This is a genomic window from Pseudomonas brassicacearum (genome assembly GCF_918698105.1).
GTDB classification, from domain to species: Bacteria; Pseudomonadota; Gammaproteobacteria; order Pseudomonadales; family Pseudomonadaceae; genus Aquipseudomonas; species Aquipseudomonas brassicacearum_F.
In genome coordinates, this window is the sequence record NZ_CAKKMI010000051.1 from 30,324 (window position 1) to 48,901 (window position 18,578).

15 protein-coding genes are annotated in these 18,578 nt (G+C 60.4%); 4 read left to right on the top strand and 11 right to left on the bottom strand.

The window, feature by feature from the left end; genetic code table 11:
- Positions 1-33: 33 nt before the first annotated feature.
- From bamA to rpsB, 9 genes are all read right to left on the bottom strand, one after another.
- Positions 34-2,409 (bottom strand): outer membrane protein assembly factor BamA, encoded by a 2,376-nt coding sequence (gene bamA, locus LQ215_RS19470; RefSeq protein WP_230152147.1) that lies wholly within the window; start codon positions 2,407-2,409, stop codon positions 34-36.
- 74 nt (positions 2,410-2,483) lie between these two features.
- Entirely contained in the window at positions 2,484-3,836 is a 1,353-nt protein-coding gene (gene rseP, locus LQ215_RS19475) for a sigma E protease regulator RseP (RefSeq protein WP_230152148.1), read from the bottom strand.
- 52 nt (positions 3,837-3,888) lie between these two features.
- Positions 3,889-5,079: a 1-deoxy-D-xylulose-5-phosphate reductoisomerase gene (ispC, locus tag LQ215_RS19480; protein WP_230152150.1), complete on the bottom strand. Its 1,191-nt coding sequence runs from the start codon at positions 5,077-5,079 to the stop codon at positions 3,889-3,891.
- Positions 5,076-5,882: a phosphatidate cytidylyltransferase gene (locus LQ215_RS19485; protein WP_230152151.1), complete on the bottom strand. Its 807-nt coding sequence runs from the start codon at positions 5,880-5,882 to the stop codon at positions 5,076-5,078. Before LQ215_RS19485 ends, ispC begins: the two co-directional genes overlap by 4 nt.
- Positions 5,882-6,637, bottom strand: a complete 756-nt coding sequence (gene uppS, locus LQ215_RS19490; protein WP_230152152.1) for a polyprenyl diphosphate synthase — start codon at positions 6,635-6,637, stop codon at positions 5,882-5,884. Before uppS ends, LQ215_RS19485 begins: the two co-directional genes overlap by 1 nt.
- 13 nt (positions 6,638-6,650) lie before the next feature.
- Positions 6,651-7,208 carry a ribosome recycling factor gene (frr, locus tag LQ215_RS19495; RefSeq protein WP_230152153.1) on the bottom strand — a complete coding sequence of 186 codons (558 nt, stop codon included), beginning with the start codon at positions 7,206-7,208 and terminating at the stop codon, positions 6,651-6,653.
- Entirely contained in the window at positions 7,205-7,948 is a 744-nt protein-coding gene (gene pyrH, locus LQ215_RS19500; RefSeq protein ID WP_003184915.1) for a UMP kinase, read from the bottom strand. Before pyrH ends, frr begins: the two co-directional genes overlap by 4 nt.
- Positions 7,949-8,162: 214 nt before the next feature.
- On the bottom strand, positions 8,163-9,026 hold the full coding sequence (gene tsf, locus LQ215_RS19505) for a translation elongation factor Ts (protein WP_230152154.1): 864 nt from the start codon (positions 9,024-9,026) through the stop codon (positions 8,163-8,165).
- A gap of 195 nt (positions 9,027-9,221) precedes the next feature.
- Positions 9,222-9,959, bottom strand: a complete 738-nt coding sequence (gene rpsB, locus LQ215_RS19510; RefSeq protein ID WP_003198231.1) for a 30S ribosomal protein S2 — start codon at positions 9,957-9,959, stop codon at positions 9,222-9,224.
- 431 nt (positions 9,960-10,390) lie between these two features.
- Here rpsB and map point away from each other — a divergent pair, with 431 nt between their 5' ends.
- The 3 genes from map (at position 10,391) to dapC (ending at position 15,251) form a co-directional block, all read left to right on the top strand.
- Positions 10,391-11,173 carry a type I methionyl aminopeptidase gene (map, locus tag LQ215_RS19515; protein ID WP_057448350.1) on the top strand — a complete coding sequence of 261 codons (783 nt, stop codon included), beginning with the start codon at positions 10,391-10,393 and terminating at the stop codon, positions 11,171-11,173.
- A gap of 38 nt (positions 11,174-11,211) precedes the next feature.
- The gene (locus LQ215_RS19520) at positions 11,212-13,914 is read left to right on the top strand and encodes a [protein-PII] uridylyltransferase (protein WP_230152155.1); all 2,703 of its coding nucleotides are present in this window, start codon (positions 11,212-11,214) and stop codon (positions 13,912-13,914) included.
- A 137-nt stretch (positions 13,915-14,051) separates the two neighbouring features.
- Complete coding sequence (gene dapC / locus LQ215_RS19525; RefSeq protein WP_230152156.1) at positions 14,052-15,251, top strand: succinyldiaminopimelate transaminase; 1,200 nt, start codon at positions 14,052-14,054, stop codon at positions 15,249-15,251.
- A 249-nt stretch (positions 15,252-15,500) separates the two neighbouring features.
- Here the strand turns inward: dapC and LQ215_RS19530 are convergent, their stop codons facing one another.
- Positions 15,501-15,860, bottom strand: a complete 360-nt coding sequence (locus LQ215_RS19530; protein WP_230152157.1) for a DUF6124 family protein — start codon at positions 15,858-15,860, stop codon at positions 15,501-15,503.
- Between the two features lie 482 nt (positions 15,861-16,342).
- Here LQ215_RS19530 and LQ215_RS19535 point away from each other — a divergent pair, with 482 nt between their 5' ends.
- Positions 16,343-16,738, top strand: a complete 396-nt coding sequence (locus tag LQ215_RS19535) for a type II toxin-antitoxin system PemK/MazF family toxin (RefSeq protein WP_230152158.1) — start codon at positions 16,343-16,345, stop codon at positions 16,736-16,738.
- Between the two features lie 8 nt (positions 16,739-16,746).
- Here LQ215_RS19535 and LQ215_RS19540 read toward each other — a convergent pair whose 3' ends face one another.
- Complete coding sequence (locus tag LQ215_RS19540; RefSeq protein WP_230152160.1) at positions 16,747-18,393, bottom strand: Na+/H+ antiporter; 1,647 nt, start codon at positions 18,391-18,393, stop codon at positions 16,747-16,749.
- Positions 18,394-18,578 lie beyond the last annotated feature (185 nt).

Consider the following 18,578-nt stretch of genomic DNA (forward strand, 5'->3'; position numbering starts at 1 on the left):
CAAAATCCATTGTCGTTGTCATGGGTCAGACGCTTAGAACGTCTGGCCGAGGGAGAATTGGAACACTTGGGTTTCAGCGTTATCCGGTTTCTTGATCGGCATCGCCAATGCGAAGCTCAAAGGACCCAGCGCGGTGACCCAGGTCACACCCACGCCGACGGAACTGGCCATGTTGCTCAGGCTGATGTCATTACACTTGGTGTTGGAGCTAGTACCGTTGGCGTTGGTGGTGTCACTGCACGAGGAGTCGAATACGTTACCCACGTCCCAGAATACCGAGGTACGCAGGGAGCGTTGGTCCTTGACGAACGGCATCGGGAACAGGATTTCGGCGCCACCCTGGATCAGGACGTTGCCACCGAATGGCAGTGGATCCTGGTCTGGGTCTGCAACTGTACCTGGATTGGTGCCTTTACTTGGCGTACTGCGAGGACCAAGGGTGCTGTCCTTGAAGCCACGCACCGAGTTGAAACCACCGGCGTAGTAGTTCTCGTAGAACGGCAGGCCATCGGTCGAACCGTAACCGTCACCGTAGCCCAGCTCGGTGTGCAGGCGCATGGTGTAGTTGTCGGTCAACGGCTGGAACAGCTGGCCACGATAGTCGAGCTTGAAGAACGACAGGTCGCTGCCAGGCGTAGTCGTTTCCAGAACCAGGCTCTGGGAATGGCCACGGGTCGCCAGTACGCCCTTGTTCAGGGTCGACTCGGACCAACCGGCAGACGCCTTGAAGTTCAGGTAGCTATCGCCTTCCTTGTTAACGAAATCGAAGATCTCGTCAACGGTGTACTTACCGGTGTTGATCTTGTCCTGCTGGGCGGTGAGGCCGAACGTCAGGCGCGAGGTTTCGCTGATTGGATAACCCACGTTGGCGCCAACACCGAAACTGTCCACCGCATAGCTGGAGATATCAGAATCGAGCTCGTCATAGTCGGTGGTGCGGTAGAAGGCGTTGTAGCCCAGGCTCACACCATCAGCGGTCCAGTAGGGGTCCACATAACCGAAGTTGTAGCGGGTCTGGTACTCACTACGGGTCAAGCCGATGCTGACCTTGTTACCGGTACCCAGGAAGTTGTTCTGGGTGATCGAGCCACCGAGGATCAAACCGGCACTCTGGGCAAAACCGACGCTGGCGGTGATCGAGCCGGAAGCCTGCTCTTCGACGCTGTAGTTCACATCGACCTGGTCATCGACGCCCGGTACGGCCGGGGTCTCGACGTTGACTTCCTTGAAGAAGCCCAGGCGCTCCAGGCGGGTCTTGGACTGGTCGATCAGGTAGGTCGACGCCCAACCGCCTTCCATCTGGCGCATTTCACGGCGCAGCACTTCGTCCTCGGACTTGGTGTTGCCGCGGAAGTTGATGCGGTTGACGTAGGCACGCTTGCCCGGGTCCACGGCGAAGGTGATGTCGACGGTGTGGTCTTCATCGTGCGGCTGTGGCACGCCGTTGACGTTGGCGAAGGTGTAGCCCTCGTTACCCAGGCGGCGGGTGATCAGCTCGGACGTGGTGGTCATCAGCTTGCGCGAGAACACCTGGCCCTTCTGCACCAGCAGCAGCGACTTGACCTGGTCTTCAGGCACTTTCAGGTCGCCGCTGAGCTTGACGTCACGAACGGTGTACTTCTCGCCTTCGTTGACGTTGACGGTGATGTAGACGTGCTTCTTGTCCGGTGTGATGGACACCTGGGTCGAGGCGATGTCCATGTTGATGTAGCCGCGGTCCAGGTAGTAGGAACGCAGGCGCTCCAGGTCACCGGAGAGTTTTTCACGGGCGTACTTGTCGTCGTTCTTGAAGAACGACAGCCAGTTGGTGGTCTTGAGTTCGAACAGGTCGATCAGGTCTTCGTCAGGGAAAACCGTGTTGCCCACCACGTTGATGTGCTGGATGGCTGCCACGGTGCCTTCGTTGATGTTGACCTTCAGGCCGACGCGGTTGCGCGGTTGCGGCACCACTTCGGTGTCGACGGTGGCCGAGTAGCGGCCCTGGGCAACGTACTGGCGTTGCAGCTCGTTACGCACACCTTCGAGGGTGGCGCGCTGGAAGATCTCGCCTTCGGCCAGGCCGGATTGCTTGAGGCCCTTCATCAGGTCTTCAGTGGAGATCGCCTTGTTGCCTTCGATCTCGATACTGGCGACCGACGGACGCTCGACAACGGTGATGACCAGGACATTGCCGTCACGGCCCAGTTGGATATCTTGAAAGAAGCCGGTCTTGAACAGCGCACGCGTGGATTCCACCAGGCGCCGATCATCCGCCTGCTCGCCGACGTTCAACGGCAAGGCACCAAAGACGCTACCCGCGGAGACCCGCTGGAGGCCATTGACGCGAATATCAGAGATAGTGAAGGACTCGGCGTGAACTTCGGCGATCATCAATACGGTGAGAACCGCAGTTAGCAGCAGACGTTTCATGAAGTCCTTTCTTATTCCAACTGGCAATAAACAAACTGCCGCAAAATGCGGCAGATTCGCAATTCAGCGAAGCGTTACAGACGACCCAGATCGTTGACAAGGGCAAGCAACATGACCCCGACCACCAAGCTGATACCGATCTGTATCCCCCAACCCTGCACCCGATCCGACAAGGGACGACCACGCGCCCACTCGATCAGATAAAACAGCAGATGCCCCCCATCCAGTACCGGGATGGGCAGCAAATTCAGAACCCCCAGGCTAATGCTCAGATAAGCAAGGAAATTCAGGAAATCAGCGACGCCCGACTGGGCAGAAGCGCCCGCCACTTTAGCAATGGTTATCGGTCCACTCAAGTTTTTTACCGAGAGCTCGCCGAACAACATTTTCTTGAGCGAGTCCAGCGTCAGGACACTCATGGTCCAGGTACGACGCGCACCCTCGCCAATCGCCGCCAAAGGGCCAAAACTGACCTCGCGAATCATTTCCGGCGGCCAGTCGACAGCCTTGACGCCCGCCCCCAGGTAACCGGTCGGTGCCTTGCTCTCACCACGGGCGGCCAGGGTCACCGGAACATCGATTGGAGCACCGTCGCGCTCGATGCGCAGCACAATTTTAGTATCAGGACGTACACGAACCGAATCGACCACCTGCTGCCAGTCGCTGACCGGCTGGCCGTCGAGTGCCAGCAACCGATCGCCGGTCTTCAGGCCAGCGGCCTGGGCCGGGCCTTTCGGATCGAGCTCGGCGAGTATCGGCGGCATTGCCGGACGCCATGGCCGGATCCCCAGCGACCGGATCGGATCCGGCTCGTCGGCGCCCTTGAGCCAGTTGTCCAAGGCCAGTTCGCGAGGTGAATCCACCGTGGAGCCCTGCTCGCGCACCATCAATTGCAACGAACCGCTCTCACCCAGGCGACGCACCAGCTGTAGATTGACCGCTGCCCAGCCCGAGGTCGGCTCGCCATCGATAGCGACGATTTCCTGCCCGGCACCCAGCCCGGCACGGGCGGCAACGCTACCCGACTCCACCGCACCAATGACCGGACGCACCTGCTCGCTGCCCAGCATGGCCAGGCCCCAGAAAAACACCATGGCCAGCAGGAAGTTGGCAATCGGCCCCGCCGCGACGATGGCGATACGCTGACGGACGGTCTTGCGATTGAAGGATTGATCGAGCTGGTCGGCCGGGACTTCGCCTTCGCGCTCATCGAGCATCTTGACGTAGCCGCCCAGCGGGATGGCCGCGACGACGAACTCGGTGCCTTTCTTGTCGTGCCAGCGCAGCAAAGGCATGCCAAAGCCCACGGAAAAACGCAGGACCTTGACGCCACAGCGCCGCGCGACCCAGAAATGACCGAATTCGTGAAATGTGACCAACACCCCCAACGCAACCAGGGTGCCGACAATCATATAGAGCGCGCTCATCTGTTTTCTCCGCAATCCTGTCCAGGGCAACCCTGGCTAACGTATCGCAGCTTCAACGCCCGTGGCGCTGCAGCCATTGGCCCGCCAATTCACGAGCCCTGGCATCCGCCGTAAACACAGTATCGAGGTCATTGACCGAAACCACGGCCTCGAGATTCAAGACTTCCTCGATGATACTCGCGATCTCGAGGTAACGGACACGTCCATCGAGAAACGCTGCAACCGCCACTTCATTGGCGGCGTTAAGCATCGCCGGGGCACTATTGCCCGCCTCGGCCGCCTGGCGCGCCAGGCGCAGGCAGGGGAAACGCTGCTCATCGGGCGCCTGGAAGTCCAGGCGAGCGATGGCGAAGAGGTCCAGCGGTGCAACGCCCGAATCGATGCGCTCCGGCCAGGCCAGGGCATTGGCGATCGGGGTGCGCATGTCCGGATTGCCCAATTGGGCCAGCACCGAGCCGTCGACATAGTCCACCAGGGAGTGAATCACGCTCTGGGGATGAATCACCACCTCGACCTGGGACGGCTTGGCATCGAACAGCCAGCAGGCCTCGATCAGCTCCAGCCCCTTGTTCATCATGCTGGCCGAATCCACAGAAATCTTGCGCCCCATGGACCAGTTCGGGTGCGCACAAGCCTGCTCAGGTGAAACATGCACCAATTCTTCCAGCGGTGTCTGCCGGAACGGACCACCGGAGGCTGTCAGCAAAATCCGCCGGACACCCACCGCGCCGAGGCCACGGGAAAAATCCTGCGGCATGCATTGAAAAATCGCATTGTGCTCGCTGTCGATGGGCAGCAACACCGAACCGCTTTTGCGCACAGCCTGCATGAACAGCGCGCCGGACATCACCAGCGCTTCCTTGTTGGCCAGCAGGATCTTCTTGCCGGCTTCCACCGCCGCCAGCGTCGGACGCAAGCCCGCCGCACCGACAATTGCCGCCATCACGGCGTCGACTTCGGGGTCGGACGCCACTTGGCAGAGGCCCTCCTCCCCCACCAGCACACGGGTTTGCAAGCCAGCGACGCGCAGATCGTCCTGCAGCGCCCGCGCCACGGCGGCCTCAGGCACCACGGCAAACCGCGGCGTGTGGCGTATGCACAAGGCCAGCAACTCACTCATGCGCGTGAAGCCACTGAGGGCGAACACCTGGTAACGCTCCGGATGCCGACCAATGACGTCAAGCGTACTCAGGCCGATCGAACCGGTCGCACCAAGGACCGTGATCTGCTGGGGGCGACTCACGACGCCGCCATCCACAACAGCACGGCAAAGATCGGGATCGCGGCGGTAAGGCTGTCGATGCGATCCAGCACGCCACCGTGGCCGGGCAGCAGGTTACTGCTGTCCTTGATGCCCGATTGACGCTTGAACATGCTTTCGGTCAGGTCGCCGACCACGGAGACAAATACGATCAGGGCGGCGCCAATAAGGCCCATCAACAGCTGCGCGACGGTCCAGTCCCGCACGAAACCGACCACGGTCGTGATCACCAGGCTCAAGGCCAGGCCACCATAGACCCCTTCCCAGCTCTTGCCAGGGCTGACCTTCGGCGCCAGCTTGCGCTTGCCGAAGGCCTTACCGGAAAAATAGGCGCCGACGTCGGCACCCCAGACCAGCACCATCACGGCCATGATCTGCCAGTTGCCCAGCGGGCCTTGCTTGATCCAGATCAGCCCCTGCCAGGCCGGCAGCAGGATCAACAGGCCGATGACCAGCTTGGTCGCGGCATTGGCCCAATGATGGGTCGTCTGCGGGTAGGTCAGCACCAGGAAGGTCGCTGTCGCCCACCACAGCACTGCGGCGCCCAGCACCCAAGGCGCAAGGCCAGGCACCACGTACATGATGAACAGCATGGCCGCCACGGCAGCGGCGTAGGCCACCCGCGCCGACTGCGCAGGAAAACCCGCCAGCCGCGCCCATTCCCACGCACCCAAGGTCACGACCAGCCCGATGAACAGCGCAAAACCGGCGCCTTCGAGCAGGAAGAAACCACCCAGGGCGATGGGCAACAGGATCAAGGCAGTGATGATTCGTTGTTTAAGCATTAAACCCGGGCTCCAGCTTCGATCTGCTCGCTCGTTTTACCGAAACGACGCTGACGGGAAGCGAAATCGGCCAGTGCGGTGCGCATGGCTTCGTGTTTGAAGTCCGGCCAGAACAGGTCGGAGAAGTACAACTCGGCATAGGCCAACTGCCAGAGCAGGAAATTGCTGATGCGATGCTCGCCACCGGTACGGATGCACAGGTCCGGCAACGGCAGGTCGCCGGTCGCCAGGCAGGTCTGCAGCAGTTCCGGCGTGATGTCTTCCGGGCGCAAGTGCCCGGCCTGGACTTCCCGCGCCAGCCGCTGGGCAGCCTGGGCAATGTCCCACTGACCACCATAATTGGCGGCGATCTGCAGGACAAACCGATCAGGGCCCGCCGTCGCGGTCTCGGCTTCGCGCATCGCGGCCTGCAATTCAGGATGGAAGCGCGAGCGATCACCAATGATCCGTAGGCTGATCTTGTTCTCGTTGAGGCGCTTGGCCTCGCGACGCAGGGCCTTGAGGAACAGGTCCATCAAGGCGCTGACTTCATCGGCCGGACGCTGCCAGTTCTCACTGGAGAAGGCGAACAGGGTCAGCACCTCGACCCCGGCCTCGGCGCACACCTCTATGACCGCACGAACCGCATCAACCCCCGCCTTGTGCCCGGCGACGCCAGGCATAAAGCGTTTCTTGGCCCAGCGGTTATTGCCGTCCATGATGATCGCCACATGGCGCGGTACCGCGAACGGCACGGCCTGCTTGGTCTTTTCCATGAAAGCGAGACCCTTATACGGCCATCAGGTCCGCTTCTTTTTGCTTGGTGGCCGAGTCGATATCAGCCTCTGCCTTGTCGGTCAGCTTCTGGATATCGGCGGCGGCGCGACGCTCCTCGTCTTCGCTGATTTCCTTATCCTTGACCAGCTTCTTCAGCTCGCCCAAGGCGTCGCGACGAATGTTGCGCACGGCCACCCGGGCGTCTTCGGCAGCGCTGCGCGCCTGCTTGGTGAAGCCCTTGCGCGTTTCCTCGGTGAGGGCAGGCATGGAGATCAGCAACAACTCGCCCAGGTTGGTCGGATTGAGGTTCAGCCCGGCGCTCTGGATCGCCTTGTCGACCGCTGCCAGCATGTTGCGCTCAAAGGCTACAACCTGCAGGGTGCGCGAATCCTTGACCGTGACGTTGGCGACACTGCTCAACGGCGTATCGGCGCCGTAGTAAGGCACCATCACACTGCCCAGGATGCTGGGGTGAGCCTTGCCGGTGCGAATCTGGCCGAATGCGTGACTCAGCGATTCAAGGGATTTTTGCATGCGCGCCTGGGCGTCTTTCTTGATGTCGTCGATCATTGTTGCGCTTCCTCGATCAGTGTTCCTTCGGCGCCGCCATGGACGATATTCAGCAGGGCACCGGGCTTGTTCATATTAAAGACACGTAGCGGCATCTTGTGGTCACGGCACAGGCAGATAGCCGTGAGGTCCATTACGCCCAGTTTGCGATCCAGCACTTCATCGTAGGTCAGATGATCGAACTTCTCGGCATGTGGGTCTTTGAACGGGTCAGCGGTATACACACCATCGACCTTGGTTGCCTTGAGCACGACATCGGCATCGATCTCGATCGCTCGCAGGCAGGCGGCCGAATCCGTGGTGAAGAACGGATTGCCGGTACCGGCGGCAAAAATAACCACTTCCTTGGCATTGAGGTGGCGCATGGCTTTGCGGCGGTCGTAGTGATCGGTTACGCCAACCATGGAAATGGCCGACATCACGATGGCCGAGATATTGGCACGCTCCAGCGCGTCACGCATAGCCAGGGCGTTCATCACAGTGGCCAGCATGCCCATGTGGTCGCCCGTGACCCGATCCATGCCGGCCGCGCTCAGCGCTGCGCCGCGGAACAGGTTGCCGCCGCCGATGACCAGGCCGACCTGAACGCCGATCCCGACCAGTTGCCCGACTTCCAGGGCCATGCGATCCAGCACTTTCGGATCGATCCCGAACTCTTCCGAGCCCATCAGGGCCTCGCCGCTAAGCTTGAGTAGAATGCGTTTATAGCGAGCCTGATAACCACTGCCCTGCTGAGCCATTGCGAATCTCTCCTGCGGCGTATGTGTTCAAAAAATTCTCTGCGGCTGTTTACAGCCTGCGTTCACTCTAGCTTGGCGCTGACACAGCGCCATCGGACACGGCTTTGTAAGCCAGTTCCGACAGGAAACCAATATAAATCGGCATCCCCATCCAAAAAGAGGCTGCGCGCGTTAAGCGGGCAGCCTCTTCTGGGCGACAGTTATAAAAACTGTCTTATTGCTTGCTGGCAGCCAGCTGAGCAGCAACTTCTTCAGCGAAGTTGTCTACTGGCTTCTCGATGCCTTCGCCCACTTTGAAGTAGGTGAAGGAAACGATTTCAGCGCCGCCTTTCTTGGCCAGTTCACCGACCTTGATTTCAGGGTTCTTGACGAACGCCTGCTCAACCAGGCTGGCTTCAGCCAGGAACTTGGTGATACGACCGGCAACCATTTTTTCAACGATTTCGGCTGGCTTGCCTTTGATCTTGTCTTCGTTGAGCTGCATGAACACGGCTTTTTCGCGCTCGATGGCGTCAGCGGAAACTTCCGAAGGCAGCAGGAACTCAGGGTTGCTGGCAGCAACGTGCATCGCGATGTCCTTGGCCAGTTCGACGCTACCGCCTTTGAGGGCTACAACGACGCCGATCTTGTTGCCGTGCAGGTAGGAACCGACAACATCACCTTCGATGCGAACCAGGCGACGAATGTTGACGTTTTCGCCAACTTTGGCAACCAGGGCTTCACGAGCCGATTCCTGAGCGGCGATCAGCGGAGCTGCGTCGGTCAGTTTGTCGGCGAATGCTTTTTCGACGCTGGCGGCAACGAATGCCTTGAAGTCGTCTTGCAGGGCCAGGAAGTCGGTCTGCGAGTTGACTTCGATGATAACGGCAGCTTTACCGTCATCCTTGATACCGATGGCGCCTTCAGCGGCAATGTTGCCGGCTTTCTTGGCAGCCTTGATGGCGCCCGAAGCACGCATGTCATCAATGGCTTTCTCGATGTCGCCGCCAGCCTTGGTCAAGGCTTTCTTGCAGTCCATCATGCCTTCGCCGGTACGCTCGCGCAGTTCTTTGACCAACGCTGCAGTAATCTCTGCCATTTCAAAATCCTCTTGGATAGGTTTTCAACCATTCCACCCGATCGAACGGGCGATCAATTCTTCCTGGAAAACCACTGCTTATAGGCCGCGGCAGGTTACAAACAAATCACTGCACTGGCGGCAAATGGTTTTCGAGGTGGCAAAAAGGGGGCCAAGCCCCCTTTTTGCTTACTGAGTCAACGCCAGGGGCGTCGATTACTCAGCGGCTGCTGCCGGAGCTTCTTCAGCGAAGACTTCGGTGCCGCCATTCACGTTGTTGCGACCACGGATAACAGCGTCAGCCATCGAACCCATGTACAGCTGGATGGCGCGGATGGCGTCATCGTTGCCTGGGATGATGTAGTCAACGCCTTCCGGGCTGCTGTTGGTATCGACAACGCCGATGACCGGGATACCCAGCTTGTTGGCTTCGGTGATCGCGATGCGCTCGTGGTCAACGTCGATCACGAACAGTGCGTCAGGCAGACCGCCCATGTCCTTGATACCGCCCAGGGAGCGGTCCAGCTTCTCAAGATCGCGAGTGCGCATCAGCGCTTCTTTCTTGGTCAGCTTGGCGAAAGTACCGTCTTCGGACTGGACTTCAAGGTCACGCAGACGCTTGATGGAAGCGCGAATGGTCTTGAAGTTGGTCAGCATGCCGCCCAACCAGCGGTGATCGACGTACGGCGAACCGCAACGTGCTGCTTCTTCAGCAACGATCTTGCCAGCGGAACGCTTGGTGCCGACGAACAGAATCTTGTTTTTGCCCTGGGCCAGGCGCTCTACGAAGGTCAGTGCTTCGTTGAACATCGGCAGGGTTTTTTCAAGGTTGATGATGTGGATCTTGTTACGCGCGCCGAAAATGTACTTGCCCATTTTCGGGTTCCAGTAACGGGTCTGGTGACCGAAGTGCACACCGGCCTTCAGCATATCGCGCATGTTGACTTGGGACATGATAGTTCCTTGATAAGTCGGGTTTGGCCTCCACGTATCCCAATGACCAACCAGCGGCTATATAGCCAAAGGCACCCAGGTCATCGTGTCGACACGTGTGTGGATTTAAGCTTACGGGGTCATCCCCGGAAAGCGGCGCATTTTATACCACAGCAAGGGCGAAAACGGAACACGGATTCTGAAATCCTCTGCGGTGAGTGGAATGTGGGAGCAAGGCTTGCCCGCGATGAAGGCTACGCGGTCCTTCAGAAATCGAGTCGCCTGCTTCGCGAGCAAGCTTTGCTCCCACTCGCCCCCCTTGCCACAGAGTTCGGGCTGGGGAGCTCTTTGTACTGATCGTCTGTTAGAATCGCCTCTTTCAGGGCCACGTGAATCATCATCCGCCGCCCATTTCGCTTTGAACAGCGCCGTCGGGCGCAGAGAGAGCCTGTATGACCGTTACCCTCAAGACCCCCGAGGACATCGCCAAAATGCGTGTTGCCGGCAAGCTCGCCGCCGATGTGCTGGAGATGATCGCCGACTACGTCAAGCCCGGCGTGACCACCGAAGAGCTGGACCGCATCTGCCACGACTACATCGTCAACGAGCAGAAAGCCATCCCGGCCCCGCTCAACTACAAAGGCTTCCCGAAGTCGATCTGCACCTCGATCAACCACGTGGTCTGCCACGGCATCCCCAACGAAAAACCGTTGAAGGATGGCGACACCCTGAACATCGACGTCACCGTCATCAAGGACGGCTTTCACGGCGACACCAGCCGCATGTTCCATGTCGGCAACGTGCCGGAGTGGGCCGAGCGCCTGTCGAAGGTCACCCAGGAATGCATGTACATGGCCATCGAACTGGTGAAGCCGGGCTGCCGCCTGGGGGACATCGGCGAGGTGATCCAGAAGCACGCGCAAAAGAACGGCTTCTCGGTGGTGCGTGAGTTCTGCGGCCATGGCATCGGCAAGGTGTTCCACGAAGAACCGCAGATCCTGCACTACGGCCGTGCCGGCACGGGCATGGAGCTGCAGGCGGGCATGACCTTCACCATCGAGCCGATGATCAACCAGGGCCGCGCCGACACCAAGGTGCTGGGCGATGGCTGGACTGCCATCACCAAGGATCGCAAGCTGTCGGCCCAGTGGGAACACACCTTGCTGGTCACCGAGACCGGATACGAGATCTTCACCCTGCGCAGCGATGACACCATCCCTCGCGTTTCCGCCTGATTCGAACCCAGCCTATAGATAGAAAGGAAAGTCATTCAATGCCGCAGGTGGATCCCGAACTCTTCGACCGCGGCCAGTTCCAGGCTGAACTGGCCCTGAAGGCAAGCCCCATCTCGGCGTTCAAGAAGGCGATCCGCCAGGCCCACGAAGTGCTCGACCAGCGCTTTCGCAATGGCCGGGACATTCGGCGGCTGATCGAGGACCGCGCCTGGTTCGTCGATAACATCCTGCAAAAGGCCTGGGAGCAGTTCAACTGGAGCGAAGATGCCGACATCGCCCTGGTGGCGGTGGGCGGCTATGGGCGCGGCGAGCTGCACCCCTACTCCGACATCGACCTGCTGATCCTGCTGGACAGCGCCGATCATGAAATTTTTCGTGACTCCATCGAGCGGTTCCTGACGCTGCTGTGGGACATCGGCCTGGAAGTCGGCCAGAGCGTGCGCTCGGTGCAGGAATGCGCCGACGAGGCCCGCGCCGACCTGACGGTGATCACCAACCTGATGGAAAGCCGCACCATCGCCGGCCCCGAGCACCTGCGCCAGCGCATGCTCGATGTCACCAGCACAGCGCACATGTGGCCCAGCAAGGACTTTTTCCTGGCCAAGCGCGCCGAGCAGAAGGCCCGCCACCACAAGTACAACGACACCGAATACAACCTGGAGCCCAACGTCAAGGGCTCGCCCGGCGGGCTGCGGGACATCCAGACGATCCTCTGGGTCGCACGGCGCCAGTACGGCACGCTGAACCTGCGCGCCCTGGCCGGTGAAGGTTTCCTGGTGGAAAGCGAAAACGCCTTGCTGGCCTCGTCCCAGGAATTCCTGTGGAAGGTCCGCTACGCCCTGCACATGCTGGCCGGGCGCTCCGAGGACCGCCTGCTGTTCGACCACCAGCGCTCCATTGCGAGCCTGTTGGGTTTCGAGGGGCAAGATGCCAAGCAATCCATCGAAAACTTCATGCAGCAGTACTACCGCGTGGTGATGAGCATCGCCCAGCTCAGCGAACTGATCATCCAGCACTTCGAGGAAGTCATCCTCGCCCCCGAAGACGAAGAACCGCCGCAGCCGATCAACTCACGTTTCCAACTGCACGACGGTTACATCGAGGCGCGCAACGCCAATGTCTTCCGCCGCACGCCCTTCGCCATGCTGGAAATCTTCGTGCTCATGGCCCAGCAGCCGGAAATCAAGGGTGTACGCGCCGATACCATTCGCCTGCTGCGGGAAAACCGTCACCTGATCGATGACGATTTCCGTCACGACATCCGCAACACCAGCCTGTTCATCGAGCTGTTCAAGTGCAAGATCGGCGTGCACCGCAACCTGCGGCGCATGAACCGCTACGGGATCCTCGGGCGTTATCTGCCGGAGTTCGGTTTCATCGTCGGGCAGATGCAACATGACCTGTTCCACATCTATACGGTCGATGCCCACACCCTGAACCTGATCAAGCACCTGCGTAAGCTGCAGTACACCCAGGTGTCGGAAAAATTCCCGCTGGCCAGCAAGCTCATGGCCAAGTTGCCCAAGCCTGAACTGATCTACATGGCCGGGCTGTACCACGACATCGGCAAGGGCCGCCAGGGCGACCACTCCGAGATTGGCGCGGTGGATGCCGAGGCGTTCTGCCAGCGCCATCAACTGCCCCTGTGGGACAGCCGGCTGATCGTCTGGCTGGTGCAGAACCACCTGGTGATGTCGACCACTGCCCAGCGCAAGGACTTGTCCGACCCGCAGGTGATCCACGACTTTGCCCAGATCGTCGGCGATGAAACACGCCTGGATTACCTCTACGTGCTGACCGTGGCCGACATCAACGCCACCAACCCGACCCTATGGAACTCCTGGCGCGCCAGCCTGTTGCGCCAGCTCTACACCGAGACCAAGCGCGCCCTGCGCCGCGGCCTGGAAAACCCGGTGGACCGCGAAGAGCAGATCCGTCGCACCCAAAGTGCGGCCCTGGACATCCTGGTGCGCGGTGGCACCGATCCGGACGACGTCGAGCAGCTCTGGTCGCAATTGGGCGATGACTATTTCCTGCGCCATACCGCCGGCGACGTGGCCTGGCACAGCGACGCGATCCTGCAGCAACCGGCCGATGGCGGACCGCTGGTGCTGATCAAGGAAACCACCCAGCGCGAGTTCGAGGGCGGCACGCAGATCTTCATCTACGCCCCGGACCAGCACGATTTCTTCGCCGTGACCGTGGCGGCGATGGACCAGCTCAACCTCAACATTCACGACGCCCGGGTCATTACCTCCAGCAGCCAGTTCACCCTCGACACCTACATCGTGCTCGACACCGACGGCGACTCGATTGGCGACAACCCGGCGCGGGTCAAGCAGATCCGCGACGGCCTGACCGAAGCCCTGCGCAACCCGGCGGACTACCCGACCATCATCCAGCGCCGGGTGCCGCGCCAGCTCAAGCATTTTGCCTTCGCGCCGCAGGTGACGATCCACAACGACGCCCAGCGCCAGGTCACCGTGCTGGAACTCAGCGCTCCGGACCGCCCGGGCCTGCTGGCGAGGATCGGCCATATCTTCCTGGAGTTCGACTTGTCGCTGCAAAACGCAAAGATCGCCACCCTCGGCGAACGGGTGGAAGACGTCTTCTTCATCACCGACGCGCATAACCAGCCGCTGTCCGATCCGCAGCTGTGCAGCCGCCTGCAGGAAGCGATCGTGCAGCATTTGAGCGTCAGCCAGGAACCTGATGCTCACCTGACACGTATCAGCATCTGAACAAACAATTTCCCTCTGTGGGAGCGAGCTTGCTCGCGATAGCGACGGAGCATCCAGCATTGATGCTGCCTGACTCACCGCCATCGCGAGCAAGCTCGGCTCCCACAAGGACCGCGCCCACATTGACGAGGCCCTCGATGAACAACGCCCTGAACCAGCTCCAGCCCTACCCGTTCGAAAAGCTCCGCGCCTTGCTTGGCAGCGTCACGCCCAATCCGGACAAACGCCCGATCGCCCTATCCATCGGCGAGCCCAAGCATCGCTCGCCCAGCTTCGTGGCTGAAGCCCTGGCCAGCAATCTGGGAAAGATGGCCGTGTACCCGACCACCCTCGGCATCCCGGAATTGCGTGAGGCCATCACCGGTTGGTGCGAGCGCCGCTTCAACGTGCCGAACGGCTGGCTGGACCCGGCGCGCCATGTGCTGCCGGTCAATGGCACCCGCGAAGCCCTGTTCGCCTTCACCCAGACCGTGGTCAACCGTGGCGACGACGCCTTGGTGGTCAGCCCGAACCCGTTCTATCAGATCTACGAAGGCGCGGCGTTCCTGGCCGGGGCCAAGCCGCACTACCTGCCGTGCCTGGACGCGAACGGCTTCAACCCGGATTTCGATGCCGTCTCGCCGGACATCTGGAAACGCTGCCAGATCCTGTTCCTGTGCTCCCCGGGCAACCCGACCGGCGCATTGATTCCGGTGGATGTACTGAAAAAACTCATCGCCCTGGCTGACGAATATGATTTCGTCATCGCAGCGGACGAGTGCTACAGCGAACTCTACTTCGACGAACAGACCCCGCCGCCGGGGCTGCTCAGCGCCTGCGTCGAACTCGGTCGCAAGGATTTCAAGCGCTGCGTGGTGTTCCACAGCCTGTCCAAACGCTCCAATCTGCCCGGCCTGCGCTCCGGTTTCGTCGCTGGCGACGCGGACATCCTCAAGGGTTTCCTGCTGTACCGCACCTACCACGGCTGCGCGATGCCGGTTCAGACCCAACTGGCAAGCATCGCCGCGTGGAACGACGAAGTGCACGTACGCGCCAACCGCGCGCTGTACCGGGAGAAGTTCGACGCCGTGCTGGAAATCCTCAGCCCGGTGCTGGACGTGCAACGCCCCGACGGCAGCTTCTACCTGTGGCCGAACGTAGCGGGCGACGACGCGGCGTTCTGCCGGGAACTGTTCGAACAGGAACACGTGACCGTGGTGCCGGGCTCGTACCTGTCCCGCGATGTAGATGGCGTCAACCCAGGCGCCGGACGCGTGCGCATGGCCCTGGTCGCGCCCTTGGCCGAATGCGTGGAAGCGGCGGAGCGGATCCGCGCGTTCATCCAACGTCGGGGCTGATGGCTGTATCGCGCTGAAGCGGACCGCTGTTGTGGCGAGGGAGCTTGCTCCCGCTGGGCTGCGCAGCGGCCCCAAAGCAGTCAACTCAATCTGCCTGACATACCGCGCTGCCCGGTTTTAGGGCCGCTTCGCGGCCCAGCGGGAGCAAGCTCCCTCGCCACAAAGGCTTGGTGTGGCCCCCATATCTGTGAACACCACAAACCCTTGTGGGAGCAACGCTTGCTCGCGATGAGGCCAGCACTTATTACATCAAGTCCGAAGCTCTACCCGATCCAGGCACTTGTTCGCCAACAACATCCCCAACTCAATCATCTGGACCACTCCCAATGCTACATGTCGTCGCGAGCCGTCCTGATCGAAGGCAAGGTCGTTGAGCATTGCATTGGCCGAAGCCAGGGTTTCACTGAGGTTGGCCAGCAACACTTCGGTGTCGATACCGTCAGCCACAGTGAATAACTGCATTGAGGGCTTGGGTTCTGACTTGCTGTCGTCAGGTTTGAGGTATTGGTCCAGCACACGGTCAGCTGCTTCTTGCAGCTTTTCGGGGGCGTAATCGCCGTAAGGGAAAGTGGAGGCAGGTTTTGGCGGATTTTGAGGTTCTTTGATCATCGAATTGCTTGCTCCCTAGAGCTGAAGATGTAAAGCCCAGCACTTGGATTGTGCAGAAACTGTGCTCATAGAGATGTTCGGATTCTCACGTCCGGTCGCTGAATTGGCAGCGACACCCAGAGGCTAGAGCCCTCGCTTCCGACGGACAACCTTAAAAACTTGTCGGAAACTTCGGTGCGTCTGACAGACGACAATCTGTCTGCTCAGACAAGAAAAGACATAAAACGTACCGCGGACGCCAAGCCTCTGATTTCGCTAAAGTTGTACACCGAAAAACCTCATTTAACCCTGTGACGAGGGTTCAAGCCGGCTTGAATTCGCTATTGCCGGTAGCCATAATCGACCCCGTCACCAGCGAGAGCTGGCAGGAGTCTGGGTCCCTCTCGGGGTTGATCCAGCGGCGCAGAAAGGGCGAAGCAAGCTCAACTGCGTGTCGATTGAAGCCGCCTTCGGGCGGCTTTGCTTTTTTATGAGGATAAGGAATGCCTCTTTATTACCATCCCAAGCAAGGCGATGTTCTTCTTTGCGACTTCACGCGGGGCTTTGTTGCGCCTGAAATGCTGAAGATCCGCAAGGTGGTGGTGATCTCCCCTACTGCCACACACAGTCGCAAGCTCTGTACCGTGGTGCCGATTTCCTCCACAACGCCACAGACTCAGCAGGACTGGCACCACCTGCTCCGCACCAATCCCCTCCAGTCCGATGGCTACAAAGAACTGTGGGTAAAGTGCGACATGATCTATACCGTGAGTTTTGAACGTCTGGACAAGCTGCACAGAAAGACTCGATCCAACGGTCGAGAGTACTTCGTTCCTCGCCTGGGCTCTGAAGACATGCAAGGCGTGATCGCCGGTGTGAAGGCCTATCTTCCGCTCTGACCCTGCCGTTATTTACCCAACCCCAAATTCGCCTCCGCCAAATCCAACTCCCCCAACACCTCACGCAACACATCATCCCCAATCTGGTGATGACGACTAAGTCGATACAACTCCAACCGTTGCGCCCGATAAGCCTTCAAGCGCAGCCGGCGTTCCAGCAGGTCCATCTCCAACGCCAACGCCTGCGCTTCGGCGGAGTCGTTGAACACTTCCAACTGATGGCGATACTCAGACATCAACCGCGCCTTGACCTCGGTCGCCAGCGCCGCCTGGGCCGCATCCGGCGTATTGGTCGCTTCGGCCGGTTCCTCCACTTCCAGCGCATGAATCGCCGCTTCAGCGGTTTTGCGCCAGGCCTCGCGAACTTCGTTGCGACGCTTGTCGTCGGGGCTCTTCTCGATGCCCCGCAGCAGCAATGGCAAGGCGACGCAGGCCGCTATCAACGACAACAGAATCACCCCGGCAGCAATGAAGATCAGCAGATCGCGCTCGGGAAACGGCTCGCCCGCCCCCAGCAGCAACGGCACCGACAACACGCCCGCCAATGTCACCGCCCCGCGCACGCCGCCAAAGGTCAGCAGCCAGCAGGAGCGCGCGTCCGGCACCAAGGTCAACTCGCCCTTGCCGCGCCAGCGTCGCAGCAGCCCGGACAAGCGCCAGATGCTTTGCACCCAGACAAACCGCAGCACCAGCAACACCAGGAAAATCGCCACCAAGTCCAGGCAGCGGTAGAGCAACGTCGGCCACAACGTGGCTTCGTGACGGGTCACCGCCTTGATGATGTCCGGCAATTGCAGGCCCAGCAGCAGGAAGATCAAGCCGTTGAAGGCAAATTCCAACAGCGACCAGACACTGCGATTGAGCAGTCGCGTGCCGGTCTGGCGCGGCAGCAGGTCAAGCCAGCTCTGCATCATCCCCGCCGCCACCGCCGAGAGAATGCCCGAGGCGCCCAGGCGTTCGGCCAGCACATAGGCGGCAAACGGCAGCAGCAACATGAACACCACATGGGTGGCCGGATCGTCCCAACCCCGAGCAATCATCCACGCCCGCAAGCGGCCCACCAGCCAGCTCAAGCCCACGCCCACCAACAGGCCGCCAACCGCCACCAGGACGAAGGTCAGGCTGGCATTCGCCAGGGAAAACACGCCGGTGATCGCCGCTGCCAAGGCGAACTTGAAGGTCACCAGGCCCGACGCATCGTTCATCAGCGCCTCGCCCTGGAGCATGTGCATCAACGGCGCAGGCAAGCGGTCACGGGCAATCGCCGACACCGCCACCGCGTCGGTCGGCGACAGCACTGCTGCCAAGGCGAAAGCCACCGGCAGTGGGATGCTCGGCAAGAGCCAGTGAATGAAATAACCGGCGCCCACCACCGTGAACAACACCAAACCCACCGCCAGCGTCAGGATCGGCCCGCGCAGGCGCCACAACTCGCGCTTGGGCATGCGCCAGCCATCGGAGAACAGCAGCGGGGGCAAGAAGAGAAACAGGAACAGTTCGGGATCGAGCGCTACGTGCAGGCCCAGGGACGGCCAGGCCAACAAGGCACCGGCAGCGATCTGCACCAGGGGCAACGGCAACGGGATCAATCGCCCGATCAGGCGCGACACGCCCACCAGCATCAACAGGATAAGGACGGTATAGGCGCTTTGCATGAGGGTTTTTCCAACTACAGCGATACACATCCGGCAACAGCTTGCCGTTGAAGTGCCATATTAGCCGCTTAGCATGGATCTGGCCGTTACACCTATGTCGCAGCCAGCCCCATTGTGGGAGCGAGCTTGCTCGCGATGGCGGTGCATCAGTCGACATCAATGCTGGCTGATCGGACGCCATCGCG